At 45.8% G+C, this 17,247-nt stretch carries 14 protein-coding genes; 3 read left to right on the top strand and 11 right to left on the bottom strand.

The window, feature by feature from the left end:
* Positions 1-449: 449 nt before the first annotated feature.
* From L2725_RS04405 to L2725_RS04370, 8 genes are all read right to left on the bottom strand, one after another.
* On the bottom strand, positions 450-1,046 hold the full coding sequence (locus L2725_RS04405; protein WP_249247809.1) for a hypothetical protein: 597 nt from the start codon (positions 1,044-1,046) through the stop codon (positions 450-452).
* A 5-nt stretch (positions 1,047-1,051) separates the two neighbouring features.
* Positions 1,052-1,483, bottom strand: a complete 432-nt coding sequence (locus L2725_RS04400; protein WP_249247807.1) for a Panacea domain-containing protein — start codon at positions 1,481-1,483, stop codon at positions 1,052-1,054.
* Positions 1,484-1,705: 222 nt separating this feature from the next.
* On the bottom strand, positions 1,706-1,933 hold the full coding sequence (locus L2725_RS04395; RefSeq protein ID WP_249247806.1) for a type I toxin-antitoxin system ptaRNA1 family toxin: 228 nt from the start codon (positions 1,931-1,933) through the stop codon (positions 1,706-1,708).
* A 340-nt stretch (positions 1,934-2,273) separates the two neighbouring features.
* Positions 2,274-3,809, bottom strand: coding sequence for a P-type conjugative transfer protein TrbL (gene trbL / locus L2725_RS04390; protein WP_249247805.1), 1,536 nt, complete (start codon positions 3,807-3,809; stop codon positions 2,274-2,276).
* 205 nt (positions 3,810-4,014) lie between these two features.
* Complete coding sequence (trbJ, locus tag L2725_RS04385; RefSeq protein WP_249247804.1) at positions 4,015-4,791, bottom strand: P-type conjugative transfer protein TrbJ; 777 nt, start codon at positions 4,789-4,791, stop codon at positions 4,015-4,017.
* A 6-nt stretch (positions 4,792-4,797) separates the two neighbouring features.
* The gene (gene traJ, locus L2725_RS04380; protein ID WP_249247803.1) at positions 4,798-5,190 is read right to left on the bottom strand and encodes a conjugal transfer transcriptional regulator TraJ; all 393 of its coding nucleotides are present in this window, start codon (positions 5,188-5,190) and stop codon (positions 4,798-4,800) included.
* 597 nt (positions 5,191-5,787) lie between these two features.
* Positions 5,788-6,690 (bottom strand): replication protein RepA, encoded by a 903-nt coding sequence (locus L2725_RS04375; RefSeq protein WP_249247802.1) that lies wholly within the window; start codon positions 6,688-6,690, stop codon positions 5,788-5,790.
* A 118-nt stretch (positions 6,691-6,808) separates the two neighbouring features.
* Positions 6,809-7,036: a helix-turn-helix transcriptional regulator gene (locus L2725_RS04370; RefSeq protein WP_249247801.1), complete on the bottom strand. Its 228-nt coding sequence runs from the start codon at positions 7,034-7,036 to the stop codon at positions 6,809-6,811.
* 90 nt (positions 7,037-7,126) lie between these two features.
* On the opposite strand from L2725_RS04370, the gene L2725_RS04365 reads away from it, so the two are divergent.
* Both L2725_RS04365 and dgt read left to right on the top strand, forming a co-directional pair.
* A complete protein-coding gene (locus L2725_RS04365; protein ID WP_249247800.1) occupies positions 7,127-8,155 on the top strand; it encodes a transcriptional regulator in 1,029 nt (342 codons plus the stop codon).
* A gap of 234 nt (positions 8,156-8,389) precedes the next feature.
* Entirely contained in the window at positions 8,390-10,918 is a 2,529-nt protein-coding gene (gene dgt, locus L2725_RS04360; protein WP_249247799.1) for a dGTP triphosphohydrolase, read from the top strand.
* Positions 10,919-11,001: 83 nt separating this feature from the next.
* On the opposite strand, the gene L2725_RS04355 is transcribed toward dgt, so the two are convergent.
* From L2725_RS04355 to guaB, 3 genes are all read right to left on the bottom strand, one after another.
* Positions 11,002-12,189, bottom strand: a complete 1,188-nt coding sequence (locus L2725_RS04355; protein WP_249247797.1) for a tyrosine-type recombinase/integrase — start codon at positions 12,187-12,189, stop codon at positions 11,002-11,004.
* A gap of 307 nt (positions 12,190-12,496) precedes the next feature.
* Positions 12,497-14,074 carry a glutamine-hydrolyzing GMP synthase gene (guaA, locus tag L2725_RS04350; protein WP_249247796.1) on the bottom strand — a complete coding sequence of 526 codons (1,578 nt, stop codon included), beginning with the start codon at positions 14,072-14,074 and terminating at the stop codon, positions 12,497-12,499.
* Positions 14,075-14,156: 82 nt separating this feature from the next.
* Positions 14,157-15,623, bottom strand: a complete 1,467-nt coding sequence (gene guaB / locus L2725_RS04345; protein ID WP_248934591.1) for an IMP dehydrogenase — start codon at positions 15,621-15,623, stop codon at positions 14,157-14,159.
* Positions 15,624-15,744: 121 nt separating this feature from the next.
* On the opposite strand from guaB, the gene xseA reads away from it, so the two are divergent.
* Positions 15,745-17,082, top strand: a complete 1,338-nt coding sequence (gene xseA / locus L2725_RS04340; protein WP_249247795.1) for an exodeoxyribonuclease VII large subunit — start codon at positions 15,745-15,747, stop codon at positions 17,080-17,082.
* The last annotated feature ends 165 nt before the right edge of the window (positions 17,083-17,247 follow it).

Raw genomic sequence — 17,247 nt, 5'->3', positions numbered from 1 at the left:
TTTTATTCATGCGCAGGTGCTGTAGTGGGTCTAGTTGAATTCAGAACATTACTAGACTGCATATGACTCGTCTATCGCTTTTCCCTTATCAAGTTGATTTTCCAAAGCTTGTATCCACTTACATGCAAGTTGAGACTCTAAAATAGGGTATTTAGCTCACCATTTTTTGATTAGGACGTGCAGCACTCATGTCATTAGAAGTAGTAACTACAAAATCGCATTACAATTGCGTTAACTAGTGAGAGGCAGAAAGGCGGCTTATGAATCAAAGCGTCAAAGTTTCGCTGGGGCGGGGGTATCGCCTACTTGAGAGAAAGTGCTCTGCAGTTTTCAGGCATTAACACTAAAATGAAGCACCCTATTTAAGTCTTCATTATAAAGATGTTTCAAATATAGCAAGATGCTCTCATGGGCTGACCTGTTAAAACCTTGAGAGCAACCTTTTTGTGCTAGACGGGGTAAATTTGATGGTTTCGTTCATACCAAACCAAATAGAAATGGGCGCCGCATTGAAACCCCCAAGCTCTCTTAGCACCTCCGAGACGAAAGCGATAAGACGTATCAAATTGCTCAAGGTCTAGCTCTTTCCAACGCTCTTGAGCCTCAGGAATGATTGAACTTATCGGTTGCGGATGATGCCTCTTTCTTCTCTTTTTTCTTTTCCCTTCGCCGGTCTCCATCTTCGCAATTTCCGACCAAGTAAGCTTAGATAGTGCACCAAGCTCTCGTAGAATCTCATCCTCCCACTCATCCTCAGACCATTGTCTTGGTTCCCCCCACTCCCAATCGCCTTCGAGATCCGAAAGTTTTGTGCACCAAGTCATTTGAGAACCATAAATGGCTGGTTTTTCATCGTAAACTGGGACTTTTTTTAGTCTAGCTTCACGGTCTTTTGGAGTGAGAGGGACTTTAGGACAGACCAACTGAGGCAACTCAGATACTTCTTTACTTGGCTCAGTCAAAGTAATTTTGCTCACCAGCTTTTGAGCTTTCTCCAACTTCGCTTTTTTACGCTCTTCTCGTCGTAAAGCTTTGTCGCTTACCACTATATTTACAACCCAGAGTAGTATTCGTGCATGCTGCCTTTTGAAATTACAGTATTGGAACGCTCCAGCGGAGACAACTCCCCTCTAGCATTTAGCCATGGGGCTTCTTCATGAGTGAGGTTACTCAACCACTGAGCAGTTTTCTCTCCGTAGACTTTAAGCACTTGCTCAATAGTATCTTTAGCGTCGTCATCCAATTTAGAAGAGTCAGCAGAGTCAAACAAGTCAGCACTAACTTTGAACATACCTCTGTGGACATCATAAATTGATGACAATACAGGTCCATTGGCCCAAGCTTCAAAGTCTGCGGAGAACAGCTCTCGCTCATCCCAAACCATAGACCAAGCCTGACAATAATAAAGCAGCTTCTGCAGCTTCATAGCCGACATTTCACCCTCTCTATCAAGGATGTATTTCGCCACATCAAATTCGTTCATAACTTTATCTCAAACATCTTTATGACCCGTATTTTAATCCTTCACTGCTCACCTGTACAGAAATGAACAAACTTTATACGAAACATTACAATGTATTAGATTCCTATAAAGACTTGCTCACCATATGCAATACCCACTTCCTGAGTCTAAGGGCTGAGATGTTCTAAGATGACCCGCCAGCGCAGATACCACTTGGATTTAACACTGACGGGTAGGAGCAGGTCACCCCCTTAAAGCCCTGTCAATGATGCTTGTCGCCAGCTTAAAGTCTGTTGGGTTCAACGTCCCTGACTCGGCCTGATAGCGCAGTAAAGTGCACATGTTGACGATAGATTCTGTTACCTCACCAAGTTCTATTGCTGATTCTTGGTCAACGTAAGGAAGGCCTGCAAGCTGGGTCGCTGCGTGATGGATCGCAGTACGGATTTCTGTAATAGTCGCCGTTGTCATGTTTCACCTCCTGATTAGGTGTTACGTGGTATCGCAGGCCGATGCTGCAACATCGGCCTGCACTTTCGCTTACTTGTCTTTGTCAAATGGCCGATAACTGACTTTTCTGGCCATCTTGATTAGTTGTTTCATGTCCTTGTATGACTTGTCCGCAATGGCGTCTCCACAGCTAGTGAGCTTATTAGCTAGTCCTTCTAGCTTGCTTTTATCAAATACTGAGTGGAGCCATTGCCCCAACAGATAAAAAGCGAGCATTACAAAGAACATCAAAATGAAAAAAATAATGAAATCGAAGATGTTTTGAGGAGGGAAGTTCAGGAACATAATCATCTGCTCCTTATCACTCGGTTACGTGCGCTTGATTAACAAAGCTGGCAATCTCTTCGTTACGTTCTCTTTGCCGCTCCTGGGAACGCGAAACAAAGCTTCGTAGGTCTGATGTTTGTTGAGTGGGGTTGCTGGCCTGCCACTGACCGTGGGCTTCTCTTGCATCCTCTTGTTGCTGAGGTGAAAGGGAATCAAAACCACCCGACTGGTCGACCCAACTCGCTTCACCGATGCTGTTTCCTTCGAATTCGTCACCAGCCTGAATGTCATTTAAAGAGCCGGCAGCATCACCACCATTGCTCTTAGCTGAGTTACTTCTGATTGCATCTGCTAGTCGGCCCCCCGTCGTCCCGGACACGCTACTCTTGGCCATAGATCCCATGCCTTTAACTAGATTTCCTGCCGTACCTAAAGCGATTTGTCCTGCTCGTGATAACCCTCCGGCCTCAGAGCTTCCTGACGCCTCGGCGAATGCCGAACCGGAAGACTCCGACTGTTCCATTCCATCGGATGAGTTTCCAGCATCGAAACTCGCCGTAATGCCTTGAGAAGCCGCTGACTGCGCACTTTTAAATGCAGCATGAATCGCCGAAGCACCGCCCATTGCACTCATAGCTGCTCCCGCTGCAACACCCGTTACCATAGAGCCGCCAGCCAACGCTCCACTAATAAATGAGCCGACACTAACACTCCCTGCATTTACCGCAGAACCACCATGGGGAATAAGCCCAGCTACAACATTTGGAATTGAGTGAATGAGGAGCAATAACACCAAGGAGACAACAAAAATGACCAGCAGCTCGTCCATGGGGGCGTCATTGGATAGTTCGGCATAAAAACCATCCATTATTGATGTGGCAATACCTATCAACAGCGTCATTGTCATCAACTTCAAGGCAACCGCGAGAACGGTTTTGAAGTAGTTAATAGCAATGTCTGATGTCCAATTAGAACCGCCAAAACCAAGAACAAAAACACCTGCGTAAATGAGAATCCAGGCCGAAATCAAAGCCAGTAAGACGTTCGCAGCCACCACTGCCATGCAAGCAAAAATGGCTAAAGTGATGAGGAAAATAGAAAGGTTATCGATAGGGCTTGCAAAGCTGTACGCTTCAGCGGCTTTAATAATGATGTCGAACGCAATGCTGATGGGTTCTGAGGGTGTTAGTTCTCTTGGCAACCCTCCGGCTTCAGCACCAATCATCCTTAGCGAATCAATGACAGAGTTCGCCATTGCAGGGCCATTGCGCAGTAGCCACAAGAAAAAACCAAACGTGATGATGAACCGTACAAATTCCGCGAAGAATTCCCTTATATCTGCTTGTTTTAATACCAATGTTCCGCCAGTCCAGACCAGGGAAATGGTTCCAAGCGTCCAAAAAAGCCAAGTGGCATAATCCGTGATGACTTCTGCCCAAGAGGCACTTTCGGTCAAAAATCTATGGGCGACCTCATCAAGCACACCGTTGGTAGAAATATCAGCGAGTGCGCCCCCTGGAACGAAAGACAGTGCCAGAAGAAGCAAGAATCTCAATTGTTTGCTGCACATAGTTAGAACCCCCTGTTTTTGCTTCTATCGGTAGGTTCACCCATGTCCCATAAACAGCTTCTAGTCTCGCTCTGCTCTTGGGTTTTGTCTTGATTGTTGCAATCGACATCCGCTGATTGTGGCTGTTCTTCACAACCAGCCAAGCTCATCAGCACAGCGAACACACAACCAATCTTAGATACAAGTATCGGGTAACGTTTCATGGCTAGAAACCTCGATTTTGAGAGCGATCAGTTGGCGAACCAAAATCAAACAGCTTTGCACGGGCGGCCTCTTGCCTGGCATCCCTATCAGCGTCAGCTTGCATCTTTGTTGCCACAGCATTGTATTGGGCGGCCATCAAGCTCCGAATTTGCAGAAGCTGATTGGCCTGGTTACTGGCGAATTGATTCGCATACTGAATAGCAGCCAATTGTCCGTCCGCACCTTGAGCTTGGAGTTGAAGGCTTTCAAGGTTTTCGGCATCCCTTGCAAGCGAGTCAAACTGTAAGCTAACGCCTGTAATCACGGCTTGGTTGGCTTCATGTTGGCTACGAGAAGATAGAAGGAGAGTTTCTTCAATGAGGGCTTTTTCTGTTGGTGTGCAACCACCCGAGCCATTAAAACAGGGAGAACTTCTGTAATAAGAAACGTTGTGAAACTTACTCAGGTAGGCATCCAAGCTACCAAGTCGGTTTTGGTAATACCTCAGCGTATTCGTCGCTTCCACCATTTGGTTCATGGTGTAACTGGCACGATCCCAGATAAATGCAGCTGGGGCTAACGTATTTTGCAGCATGTTTTCGTATTGCTGTAGTTGGGTTTGATACTGCTGGATCTGTTTTGCTGTCTGAGCGACAGCTTCAATCGTGCTAAGAATGTTTTGACTGAGGTTAGTGCCATCAATTACCGGGATGCCTCCAAAAGATGACGAAATAGGTGCAAGAATTAGAGATGTCGATAGTACGATTTTTTTAGCCGCTAAAATGAATACCTTTTTCATAGTGAGTCACCTTCTAGCCTTCGAAAATTTAGCCGCTAAAGTTCCGTGAGGTGAAACAAGATTCGCTATCGCTAATGACAGCTCTAACTGATTCTCCTCAACCATATTCAGTACGGCTCGCAATGTTGCGTGGTCAAAATGCGCAGTACGGGCATCATTTGAAAGCCACAACTTCAGCAGTCCGCCAAGTCGCCCCAAATCTCCATTAATGCGTGCGAGCTCTCTCACTGCACGAAAGTCCACCACGCTGGTAATCAGATATCCCTGCCCTACATCTCGTAAGTATTTAGCTGCACTTAATCCCGCCTTCTTCGCCTGTAGCTCGATACTTCTCTTCTCCGAAGGCAGGCAATAGACCTTGATAGGGGGGCTCGATTTTCGAGTAACTTTGTCTGTCATGCTTTCTCCTTTCGGCGGTAGCCGATTGCCTCGCAGAGCAAGATTCCGTTGAGCAAGAAGTGCGAATAGGGTGACAGTGAAGTAGGAGTCATCAACTTGTTGGTGGGCCTACTTCACCTATCCTGCCCGGTATTTCAACGACGGATTTATCTAGGAAAGCTGTGTACTCCTTTGTGCTTCTTCAAGTATTTGTCGGTATCTCTGCGCATTTAGCTGTTTAATGCTGTGTAAACCTGACCTTTAACGAGCTATTGGAAGCTTTCACCATTCGCGGTCCCAAGCATTAATGAGCCTCTAAACGCCAAGAGAAAATGCCCGTTATCCACATTTTCACTCGCTCAACTACAGGTAATTTATTTTTATATAGGTATAACTACAGGAAGAACTACAGGAGGGTTCTGTAACCTCATGTTATTAAATAATTTATAAGCACTCCGCGGGACAGAACATGCGCACTTCCGGGACAAAACATGCGTACTCCGGGACAGAACATGCGCACAAATCACCTCAAAAGCGGGACAGAACATGCGTGGATAACTTTCCAAATTCCCAGCCTTACTAACATCGAAAACACCTGACCCCGATAGCGACCATCGATTAAATTTCATATTCAACCTTTCGCTTCATCAATCTAGGCACCTGAGGAGAACAGGGCTTTAAAAGCAACCCTCTTTCGCTGGGTGATGCATTTAACTCCGGCCAAGCAAATTGAACCTTCTGCAGCCCATCAAGGAACCTTTTTCTGAAGTCTCTGGAACCTTGTCGAGTATTAGGATAACCAGTACCTATTTGCTCCATCAGAGACCCCCAAGGGATGACAGTGGCCTTCTTCAAATAGCTGACCCGATATGTCGCCCAACAATAGATATCCAAGGCTATGGGAGAACGTTTAATTAAACGCAACACTCGCATATCCAATGGCACTGGCTTGTCGGTTATTAATTGAAAAAACTTAGGAGACAGCTCAACCCAAGCTCCCCACAAAGAATTTTGCTCAGGCTGGTTTGTGCTCCACCAAATATGGCAAAAATCTGTGACCCTAGCTCCAGCGTCATTCTGAGTAACATATCCACCTTCCTCGCTATATTCGGTAATAATGGCGCTGATTGTGGTTTTAAAAAGCCGGTTCATCTGTTCACGCAAACGTCCGATAGACCCCTCTTTACCGCCAGTTCCTATCAACCCAAGCTCTGCCATAAAACCTCTCTGGGAGTGCCCCAGTTCGATCCTGTATGCTTCTTGCTGTGTAATGACTCCCTTATCCATCCTGGATTTGTTTCTTATTGCCTGCGTAGTCAACCAGACCAACAGCAAACGAGCATAACAACCATAAGGTAAGCCGACAGACGACGGTGCCATCATGTGCACCGTGAGATTTCCATTCTTACGGCTCCATTCATTCGATTTTGGTTTACTGTGGGGGATGGTTGCCTGTATTAAAAGTCGAGCAACAAACCCAAGTTCATTTGCATCCTTAGCGCTGGACTCTTGGATAGCCACATATCTGTCGGTCGTCTCAATAGGAACCTTACAATTCCCACCCGAGGAAACCTTGCGACTGGCTGGTACCCGCGAATGAGTGTTAATAACATCTCTCATCGACAAAGTGACTGAGGGGTTACCAAATAAAACCAGGTCTTACGGCCTTCAAAGCAGACCTGCGTTTTTCCTCTATCCAGTTTTCAACCTCAGCTAAATCCCAAGCAACACTGCGGGTTGTCAGAACAATCCGCCGAGGGAACTCTCCACGCTGTTCGAGGTTATAGATGGTTCGATCTGATAAAGGAATCATCTTTAGCAACGTCTTTCGATTGATCAGAGTTTTGTTCGACAAAGATGGGTTCATGACCCTCTCCTCTTCATTCATTCTTTAGTTGATGATGCCAAGAGGTTCTTGTAGGTTTGAAACAAGCATTGGACAAAAAGGTTGGATGCAATGAACTTCGAGTCCGAAGAAGAAGCGATGAAGAGATTAGGGCCGCTATATATTCCAGTTTGGGAGCATTCAGACGAGACTGTTGCCGACGCTATCCGTATGTTCCGCGAAAAATGGCAACCCTACTCAAAAGAGTCAAAGCAGCACAACATTCTAAACTTGGTCAGAGAGTTGATTGACCCAGCTATATCGGAATATCGGACCCACCTTCCAGCAGAGCATCTCGCCTATTTCCCCTTACCCAAAGGACTCAGCAACTACAGTGACTTAGTTCAGTCGAAAGGCTTTCGATATGCTGCTGGGCAGATACATTCCTCTCTGCGCGAATTCTTAGATAGTGACGCATTCAAAGAACAAGATGTGACGTTCATAGCAACCCAAGATATGCTCAAGTCGTTATTTTTGAGCTGTGATGAGAAAAGGCCAAGGAGATCCAGACTTGAACCCGATGTTTACTTTAATACTGAAAGAAAAACGCGGCTGTGTAAGTTCTGCGGAGCCCCAACGGAGTTTTCAGCGTTCATAAGTCATTGGGAAAGGTATGGAGTTATAGACAGTGATGAGCAAGAATCAAGCAACAACATTGGAAAAATAAGCCCCGACCTAAGCCATACATACTGTCTGAATCACCGCCCCAAACTTCATCATGGGTCTTGGAACCCTGCTTACAAGAAAGCAAAGCGCTCGTATGCGCAGTTTGAGCAAGAAGTATTAAGGCTGCGTCGGCAAGTTGCTCACCCAGATCGCCCGAATGCGAACTCTGGAGATACGCTGATTGATGAGTACTTTTATCATTTCATGGTTGATTCGTTGTTGGATCCGACCAATGTTGCTGAATTGCGTGAATTGGCACGAAAAATGGTCGACTCTCGACTAACAGATACCAAAAAGCGAATTTTGGCCCTTAAAAAACAAGGAATGTCTAATCATCAAGTTGGTTTGAGAATGGGGGTAATCACCGGAAAACAGCTGTCAAACCAGGCCGTTTCTAAGGCTCTAGGAACAATACGTGAAAAATTCACCCTATAACATATCACCAGAAATCAGTAACGTTTCAAGACATTTTCTTGAAAAAGAAAAATTTGAAAAAGTAATAATCCAGCTTAGCGAGGCCTTTCATGATTATTCACCATGAAGGAAACGCAACTTCTTCTATTCAGGAAACCATACAAACATCGAACTAACTAATCATGATTTACCTTTCACTATAACCTATTTATAATCAGCACCTTATAGTTTACCACGTTAATATCTGGAAGATATATGACCATACAGACTGCTGAAGTAGAAAAATGGGAAAAAAAATTAGAAAACAAAATTATTAGCTTACTGCAACGGGGAATTGATACCTTTGAAGAGGTTCTGCCATTATGTGATGGAGCTCAACCTAAAGATGTTTATAAAACATTCAATAATTTAATAAAAAATGACGTAAGTATTTCCCCAATATCTCCCGAATATAAAACAAAATTTTTTTTCAAATTACCTGCAGCAAACCCTCTTTTTTTCCAATGGTGGTATACACTTGAATCTCAAGAAACCATGGCCTGCAGAATTTTAGATATTCACCAGACTCATGAAATTGCTTGTTTAGGCACCCCAACATTAGCAGCCACTATTGCTGCATATAGTAAGAATGTAACTCTCTTCGACATAGATAAGGATATCGTGTCACTATTTAATAGTGTATTCAATAATGGTTCTAAAGCACAAGTTCATGATGTAAATGAAGAAATTAGCAATTATGAGAAAAAGAAATTTGACTGTATTGCGATCGATCCTCCTTGGTATCCATCTGAATTTAAGAAATTCATTTCTAGAGCTATAGAATTGGCTAAAGATGGCGCACTAATTTATTGCTCTATACCCCAAAGTTTAACAAGACCAGGAATAGAGGAAGAAAGAGAGGAGCTAATATCATCATTACAAGATTGTGGACATAAAATTTCATATATCGAGCCAAACGTAATGAAATATATAGTCCCATACTTTGAGGAAGAGGCTCTAAAAAACAGTGGTGTTAATGCAAGCAATCAACCTTGGAGATCATCTGACTTACTTGTAATTAATGTTAGAAACTCCAAAACTCTAAATTTTGAAAACAGAAAACCCAAAGAGATAAGGTCTTACTCTAGAAAAAACAATAATAGCGTATTTAGAATATTTTTGGAAATGTCTGATATTAAATCAGATTTTATGATATACGAAATAGACAAATTCTCCAGCTCAATCAGTCAAAGAGACTGTACAGTCAAAGTAAACCTATGGACTTCCGATAAGAAAGGTTTTCAAGTTGGCGATACTAATCTTTTTAATAACATCCTTAAACTCTGGAGTGAAGGTAAAAATATAGATGAAACAATTGATATTATTAGAAAAGAAAACAATTTCATAAAAACAGAAGAAGAAATAAAAAGAATTGTTACAAAGCTCGAAGAGTTAACTGAAATTTGGGATCTAAGTTCGGAATCAGAAATTCGACGAACATCAGAAGAAATAAAATTAAAAAACGATGCATTATCTAGTGAGTGGGCTTCTGAATCTTCTGATAGAGAGCACGGGAGTAAAAGCGACGGCTTCCGAATTGAATTCCAACGAGACCGAGATAGAATTATTTGGTCTAATGGGTTTAGAAAACTTGCTGATAAAACTCAGCTTTTCCCACTCGAAGAAGACGAGCACCTAAGACAAAGACTCGCACATAGTATTGAAGTAATGCAATTAGCATCCACAATAGGTGCTGCATTCGGTCTAGATAAAGATTTGATTGAAGCTGGATCTTTAGCACATGATATCGGACACACTCCCTTTGGACACGCAGGAGAACATGCGATAGATCGTATGTTTAAGATGTTAGGGTTTAAAGGGGGATTCAACCACTACGAACACGGTGTGGATGTAGTAAGGTTTCTAGAAGGCTCATATCAATTTAGCGTTGTTGAGTCACATAATGGTCTTAATTTAACTCCAGAAGTATGTGATTGTATTTTAAAACACACATATTGTCACAAAGGAGAAGGTCCTAGTCAGGAAAACATATGGAAGTATACCAAGCATAGAAATTATCTAAAATGTGGAGGATATAGCCACTTAGAGGGGCAAGCAGTTAGGGCTGCAGACAAAATATCTTATCTATTGTCGGATATAGAAGATGGAATCAAGCTTGGTGCTATACAACTTCATGATTTATTAGGTTGTCGATTATTTCATCGCTCACCAATAGATTTTAGAATGAGAAATGGTGATAACTTATATAGCAAGTTTTTAGAACAAAGGGGTTCGATAATCAAGCTCTTAATGGAAGATATTATATTAGAGTCCACTAAGAGAATTAGCAAGCTAAAGTCTAAATATGATGTTTTCAAGAGTGATGATTATTGCATATTTCATAGTGGGCAAATAGATAATGACATGGGTGAAGTTTGGAATAAAATTCAAGTAGCTAAGTTACACTTAGATCCTAGAGTGCTATCTGCAAACATGAAAGCTTCGAAAATGGTGAGCGAGCTTTTGCTGATGCTTACACTCTTCCCTGAGCACATCAATGAACAATTCAAAATAGAACATGAAAGACTAAATACTACTGAATACATGAAATACTATAGAGATCAACATAAGACAATAACGATCCCTCCTGAGTTTTTGAAATTCTTACCTTTAGATATGATGATCGGATTCAAAATAAATAGTACTAAAGATATAGATGTATACCATTTAGTTCTCGCAAAAGATTATGTTGCAAGCCTAACAGACAAAAAATTAAATAAAATCTACTATCAATTACTAGGCTAACTTATTCAGCTATAAATTTAAATTTGAGCTAGATTAACTTCTAGCTCAAATTAATTAGCACTCATTTTCTATCTAACTTTTTATTAAACTATCCATTCATCAATCATGTCAGCCCAGTCCTGCAACATTGATGCGCGTTGATCTCGATATTCAGCTTTGTTGTAAACTGCCCTCACCCCTTTCTGTTCGTGCGCCAGGCATTTTTCTATCCAATCCGTGTTGTATCCAGCTTCATGGAGCAGAGTGCTTGCGGTTCTTCGGAGGTCATGTGGCCCAAACTTGTTTAGTGATTGACCTTCTCTCTGTGCCGCCTTATAGGTCAACGCCAGTACGCGATTCATCGTCGCACTGCTCATTGGGGCATCCGAGTCATATCGAGAAGGAAGAATGTAATCAGAACCACCTGCAAATGTCTTCAGGGCAATCAGAATGTCCATTGCTTGGCGTGACAAAAATACCAAATGCGGATTGCGACGTTTCATACGTTCTTTGGGGATCGTCCACAGCGCTTCACTAAAGTTAATTTCGTTCCAGGTTGCATTTGTTAGTTCGCTTTTGCGCACCATCGTCAGCAAAAGCAACTTTACCGCCGCACGAATCGATGGAGTTGTACCGACCTTTTCCATATAGCGGTACATAAGCCCAATCTCGCCAGGTGTTAGCGTGCGATCTCTTGGTTCAAATCGGGCAATGCTTGCAGGCCTGACCAAGTCAGCAGGATTCTCAACTTTTTGGCCACGCTCAATCGCCCAGCGATACACCTGGAGTACAATCTCACGCGTATGCACAGCTGTGGCTGGTGCGCCTCGATCCACAATCGAGTCAGTCAGAGCTCTAAGGTCTTCATGAGTGATCTCTGTGAGTTTCTGATTACCAAATTTTCCATCCAGCTCTCGTGCATAGACAGACCGACGCATATCTCGTGTGGAGTCGGCCATCTGGTAGCCCCGTAGCCATTTTTGTGCCCATGCACCAAACGTCTCGGCCCCTTTCGTTCTGGCTTTCGCACGAGCCTTCTCTTTGGCAGGAGATTTCCCATCTACGACCATTCTCTTCGCTTCATGAAGACGTTCACGCGCTTCTGCTAAGGTAATTCCTCCAACGCCATATCTGCCAAACGTAATGGTTTCTTGTCTTCCATTGATTGAATAGTTGTATCGAAAAGAGACAGAGCCTGCTGCTGTAACGGCTACGTAGAGGCCGTCACGGTCATTGACTTTGTAAAGTTTATCTTTAGGTTTGAGATTGCGGAGCTTGGTATCGGTGAGCATGAATCGGCCTCTAGTTGTTCTTTGATACCATGCTGAAAAACCCATCAAAAACTAGAAATTAATCATTAATAAACAGGTAGATATGAGAAATTAATACCATGCAACACTAAAAATACTCAGCATGGTATCAGGTGTGAACCATGGTATTACCGATGAATCATACCCACCAAAATACCACGGTCAAACCGTGCTTGACGTTGCCAGACATTGCCAAAAAACACCAATCCAAAAACAAAAAAAGTCCGCAATTACGCGGACTTAGGTGTGGTTTATTGCCGGTTAGTACCAGACACTTCCTAATGGAAGATTATTCCCACTCGATGGTCGCAGGTGGCTTACCTGAAATATCGTAAACCACACGGGAGATACCGTTAACTTCGTTGATGATGCGGTTGGATACGCGGCCAAGGAAGTCATATGGCAGGTGCGCCCAGTGAGCAGTCATAAAGTCGATGGTTTCAACGGCACGCAGGGACACAACCCAGTCGTACTTGCGGCCATCGCCCATTACGCCTACAGAGCGGACCGGCAGGAACACGGTGAATGCCTGAGAAACCTTGTTGTACAGGTCAGCCCTGTGCAGTTCTTCAATGAAGATAGCATCAGCGCGACGCAGCAGGTCACAGTACTCTTTCTTGATTTCGCCCAGCACGCGCACGCCCAGACCAGGACCCGGGAACGGGTGACGGAACAGCATGTCGTATGGCAGACCCAGTTCCAGACCGATTTTGCGAACTTCATCTTTAAACAGTTCACGCAGCGGCTCAACCAGACCCAGCTCCATATCTTCAGGCAGACCACCTACGTTGTGGTGAGACTTGATCACATGGGCTTTACCGGTAGCAGAGCCAGCAGATTCAATCACATCTGGGTAGATGGTGCCCTGCGCCAGCCACTTGGCGTTAACACGCTTGGAAGCTTCTTCGTCGAAGATTTCCACGAACACGCGGCCGATAATCTTACGCTTGGCTTCTGGATCGTTTTCGCCTTTCAGGGCTTCCAGGAAGCGGTCTTCAGCGTCAACATGGATGATGTTCAAACCGAAGTGGTTGCCGAACATGTCCATTACCTGCTGTGCTTCGTTCAGGCGCAGCAGACCATTGTCTACGAATACACAGGTCAGCTTGTCGCCAATGGCGCGGTGCAGCAGCATGGCAGTTACAGAGGAATCTACACCACCGGACAGACCCAGGATAACTTCCTGATCGCCTACCTGCTGTTTGATGCGCTCTACTGCGTCTTCAATAATAGAAGCAGGCTGCCACTTGGCTTCACACTCACAGATGCTCAGCGCGAAGTGCTCCAGCATACGCAGGCCCTGACGGGTGTGAGTCACTTCAGGGTGGAACTGCACGCCATAGAAGCGCTTCTCTTCATTGGCCATGGCTGCGAATGGGCAGGTTTCTGTCTTGGCAACCTGTACAAATCCTTCCGGGATTTCGGCAACTTTGTCGCCGTGGCTCATCCATACATCCAACAGTGGGTTACCTGATTCACTGATGCCGTCTTCAATGAGACTGAACAGTGCAGATTCTGCCAGAACTTCTACCTGAGCGTAGCCGAATTCGCCTTCGCCCACGCCCTGAATCACTTTACCGCCCAGCTGCTCAGACATGGTCTGCATGCCGTAGCAGATGCCCAGTACAGGAACACCGGCGGTAAACACATACTCAGGTGCGCGTGGAGAACCTTCAGCGGTCACACTCTCAGGGCCGCCGGCCAGAATGATACCGTTAGGGGCAAACTCACGGATCTGCTCTTCAGTGACATCCCACGCCCACAGTTCGCAGTAAACACCAATTTCGCGGATACGACGGGCGATCAGTTGGGTGTACTGAGAGCCGAAGTCAAGGATGAGTATCTTGTGCTCATGAATGTTGTTCATGGAAAACCTTCATCAAATATTATCAGTTACCTTTTACAAGGCTTTTTTATTAAGGGCGTCCATTTGGACGCCCTCGAATCGCTTAACCGCGGCTGCGGTAGTTAGGTGCTTCTTTGGTGATGGTCACGTCGTGAACGTGAGATTCGCCCATACCCGCAGCAGTCACTTTTACGAACTCAGCCTTGGTGTTCAATTCTTCGATAGTGGCACAGCCAGTCAGACCCATACATGAACGCAGGCCGCCCATGTGCTGGTGAATGATCTCTTTCAGCTTGCCCTTATATGGTACGCGACCTTCGATACCTTCTGGAACCAATTTGTCTGCTGCATTATCGGTTTGGAAGTACCTGTCTGACGAACCTTGTGACATAGCTCCCAAAGAGCCCATGCCGCGGTATGATTTGTAAGCACGACCCTGATACAGCTCAACTTCACCCGGAGCCTCATCGGTACCGGCAAACATAGAACCGGCCATAATACAGGAAGCACCTGCTGCCAGCGCTTTAGCCAGGTCACCTGAATAACGGATACCGCCATCGGCGATAACAGGCACACCGGTACCTGCCAGGGCTTCAACCGCATCAGATACTGCAGTGATTTGAGGAACACCCACACCGGTTACGATACGGGTAGTACAGATAGAACCAGGACCAATACCCACTTTAACGGCGTTTACACCGGCATCAACCAGCGCCAGGGCACCTTCGGCAGTTGCTACGTTACCGCCAATAATTTGCAGGTCTGGGTACTTGGCACGGGTTTCACGGATACGTTGCAGCACACCTTCTGAGTGACCGTGGGAGGAGTCGATCAGCAGTACGTCGACACCGGCTTTAACCAGCGCATCTACACGCTCTTCGTTACCGGCACCTGCACCAACAGCAGCACCAACGCGCAGACGACCAAACTCATCTTTACAGGCGTTTGGCTTGCGTTCTGCCTTTTCGAAGTCTTTTACAGTAATCAGACCGGTCAGCTTGAAGCTGTCATCAACCACCAGAATCTTCTCGATACGGTTGGCGTGCATCAGGCGCTGAACTTCTTCACGGGCAGTGCCTTCCTTAACAGTCACCAGACGCTCTTTTGGAGTCATCATCTCGGACACTGTCTTGGTCCAGTCAGTGTTAAAGCGCACGTCACGACCAGTGATGATACCCACCAGCTCGTTGGCAGCGTTGACGACAGGATAACCGGCAAAGCCGTTCTTGGCGGTCAGTTCACGCAGCTCAGCCAGACTGGTTTCAGGGGTCACAGTTACTGGCTGCGCCACCACACCGGCTTCGTAGATTTTCACCAGGCGAACTTCTTCAGCCTGTTTCTCAATACTCATGTTCTTGTGAATAAAACCAACGCCGCCTTCCTGAGCCATTGCAATGGCCAGACGAGCTTCGGTTACTGTGTCCATGGCAGCAGACACCAGGGGCATGTTCAGTTCGATGGTTTTGGTCAGACGGGTTTTGAGATTGGCGGTATTAGGGAGAACGGTCGAGTGAGCAGGGACGAGTAGAACATCGTCAAAGGTAAGAGCTTCTTTTTTTAATCGTAGCATGGCAACATCTCCCCATTTACATGGATTTACGAAGGTGAAATATTGCGGCGGCATTATACCTTGCGTCTTTCACTTGGTAAATGGAAAATTGTAAAAATCGGATGTTTTAGCGGGAAAGGCCATGCAAGTCCCTAAAAATAATATTTATACTGTCTCCCGTCTTAACGGTGAGGTGAGAAAACTGTTGGAAGGTGAGCTGGGTAAGATCTGGCTCAGTGGTGAAATTTCCAACTTTGCTGCGCCGGGTTCAGGTCACTGGTACCTGACACTGAAAGACAGCCATTCACAAATTCGTTGCGCCATGTTCAAGGGGCGTAACCAGAGCGTCACATTTCGCCCTGCCAATGGCCAGCAGGTATTGGTGCGTGCTGCCATCAGTGTGTATGAACCCAGAGGCGACTATCAGCTGATCATCGAGTCCATGCTGCCCGCCGGTGACGGCATGCTGGCTCAGCAATATGAAGCGCTGAAAATGCAGTTGGCTGCTCAGGGGCTGTTTACCCAGGACACCAAGCGGCCACTACCGGAGAATATTCAGCGTATTGGGGTGATCACCTCCCCCACTGGCGCAGCCATTCGTGATGTGCTGCATGTACTTGAGCGTCGTGATCCATCCATTGAAGTGGTGATTTATCCGGCTCAGGTGCAGGGGGAAGCGGCAACCCAAACGATTATTAACGCCCTGGATATGGCCAACCGCAGACTGGAAGTGGATGTGCTGCTGCTAACCCGTGGCGGTGGTTCTCTGGAAGATCTCTGGTGCTTTAACTCAGATAATCTGGCTCACGCCATCTATAACTCTGCCCTGCCTGTAGTCAGCGCTGTAGGTCACGAGGTGGATACCACCATTGCCGATTATGTGGCAGACGTGCGAGCCCCGACGCCTTCTGCCGGGGCTGAGCTGTTGTCCAAAGACAAGGGCAACAAGCTGCAAAAACTGGCGGTGGCATACAGCCGGCTGGAGAGCGGCTGGAACCACTATCTGTTAAAAGCGCAACGACGCCAGAGCCTGGTGGAGCACAGACTGGCACAGCAAGATCCGGTGCGCACCCTGCAGCAACTGGCACAACGCTTCGATGAGATGCAGCTCAGACTGCAATCCGCTATGCAAACCAAACTCAATGGCATGGCAATGAAACAGCAGTCTCTGGCCGGCAGATTGGCTAATCAGTCACCCAGTCACAGGCTGCAACTGGAAAGCAACAGGCTGAGTTATCTCAGTAATGATCTGCAGCAAGCCATGGCTGAAAGGCTCAAAGAGGCCGAACGCAGAGTGAGTAATGGTGCTCACCTGCTGGAGAGTGTCAGCCCGCTGGCCACCCTGAGCCGGGGTTACAGTATCACCTCAGATGCCGAAGGACAGGTGCTGGACCATACCGCCAGCGTCAAAGTTGGCGATACAGTGCGCACCCGGTTGAAGCAGGGAGAGCTGCAATCCACCGTGACTAAAGTGCTCTGAAGCTCACTCTTGGGGGCCTTTCCCCGTGCCCCCTGATTTCTGTAGTCAATATAAATGCTATTAATATCAGCCCACTAAGATCAGTAGGCCATTTTTACCATATCTCCCTCGCCAGTTAGCCTGCTATACCCATTACTTCAATGAACCATGGGCTTCCAGGGAGAA

This window comes from Shewanella corallii (assembly GCF_023349125.1).
GTDB lineage: Bacteria > Pseudomonadota > Gammaproteobacteria > Enterobacterales > Shewanellaceae > Shewanella > Shewanella corallii.
The sequence above is the reverse complement of the archived record's forward strand: the minus strand, read 5'-3'. Positions and strand labels throughout refer to the sequence as shown.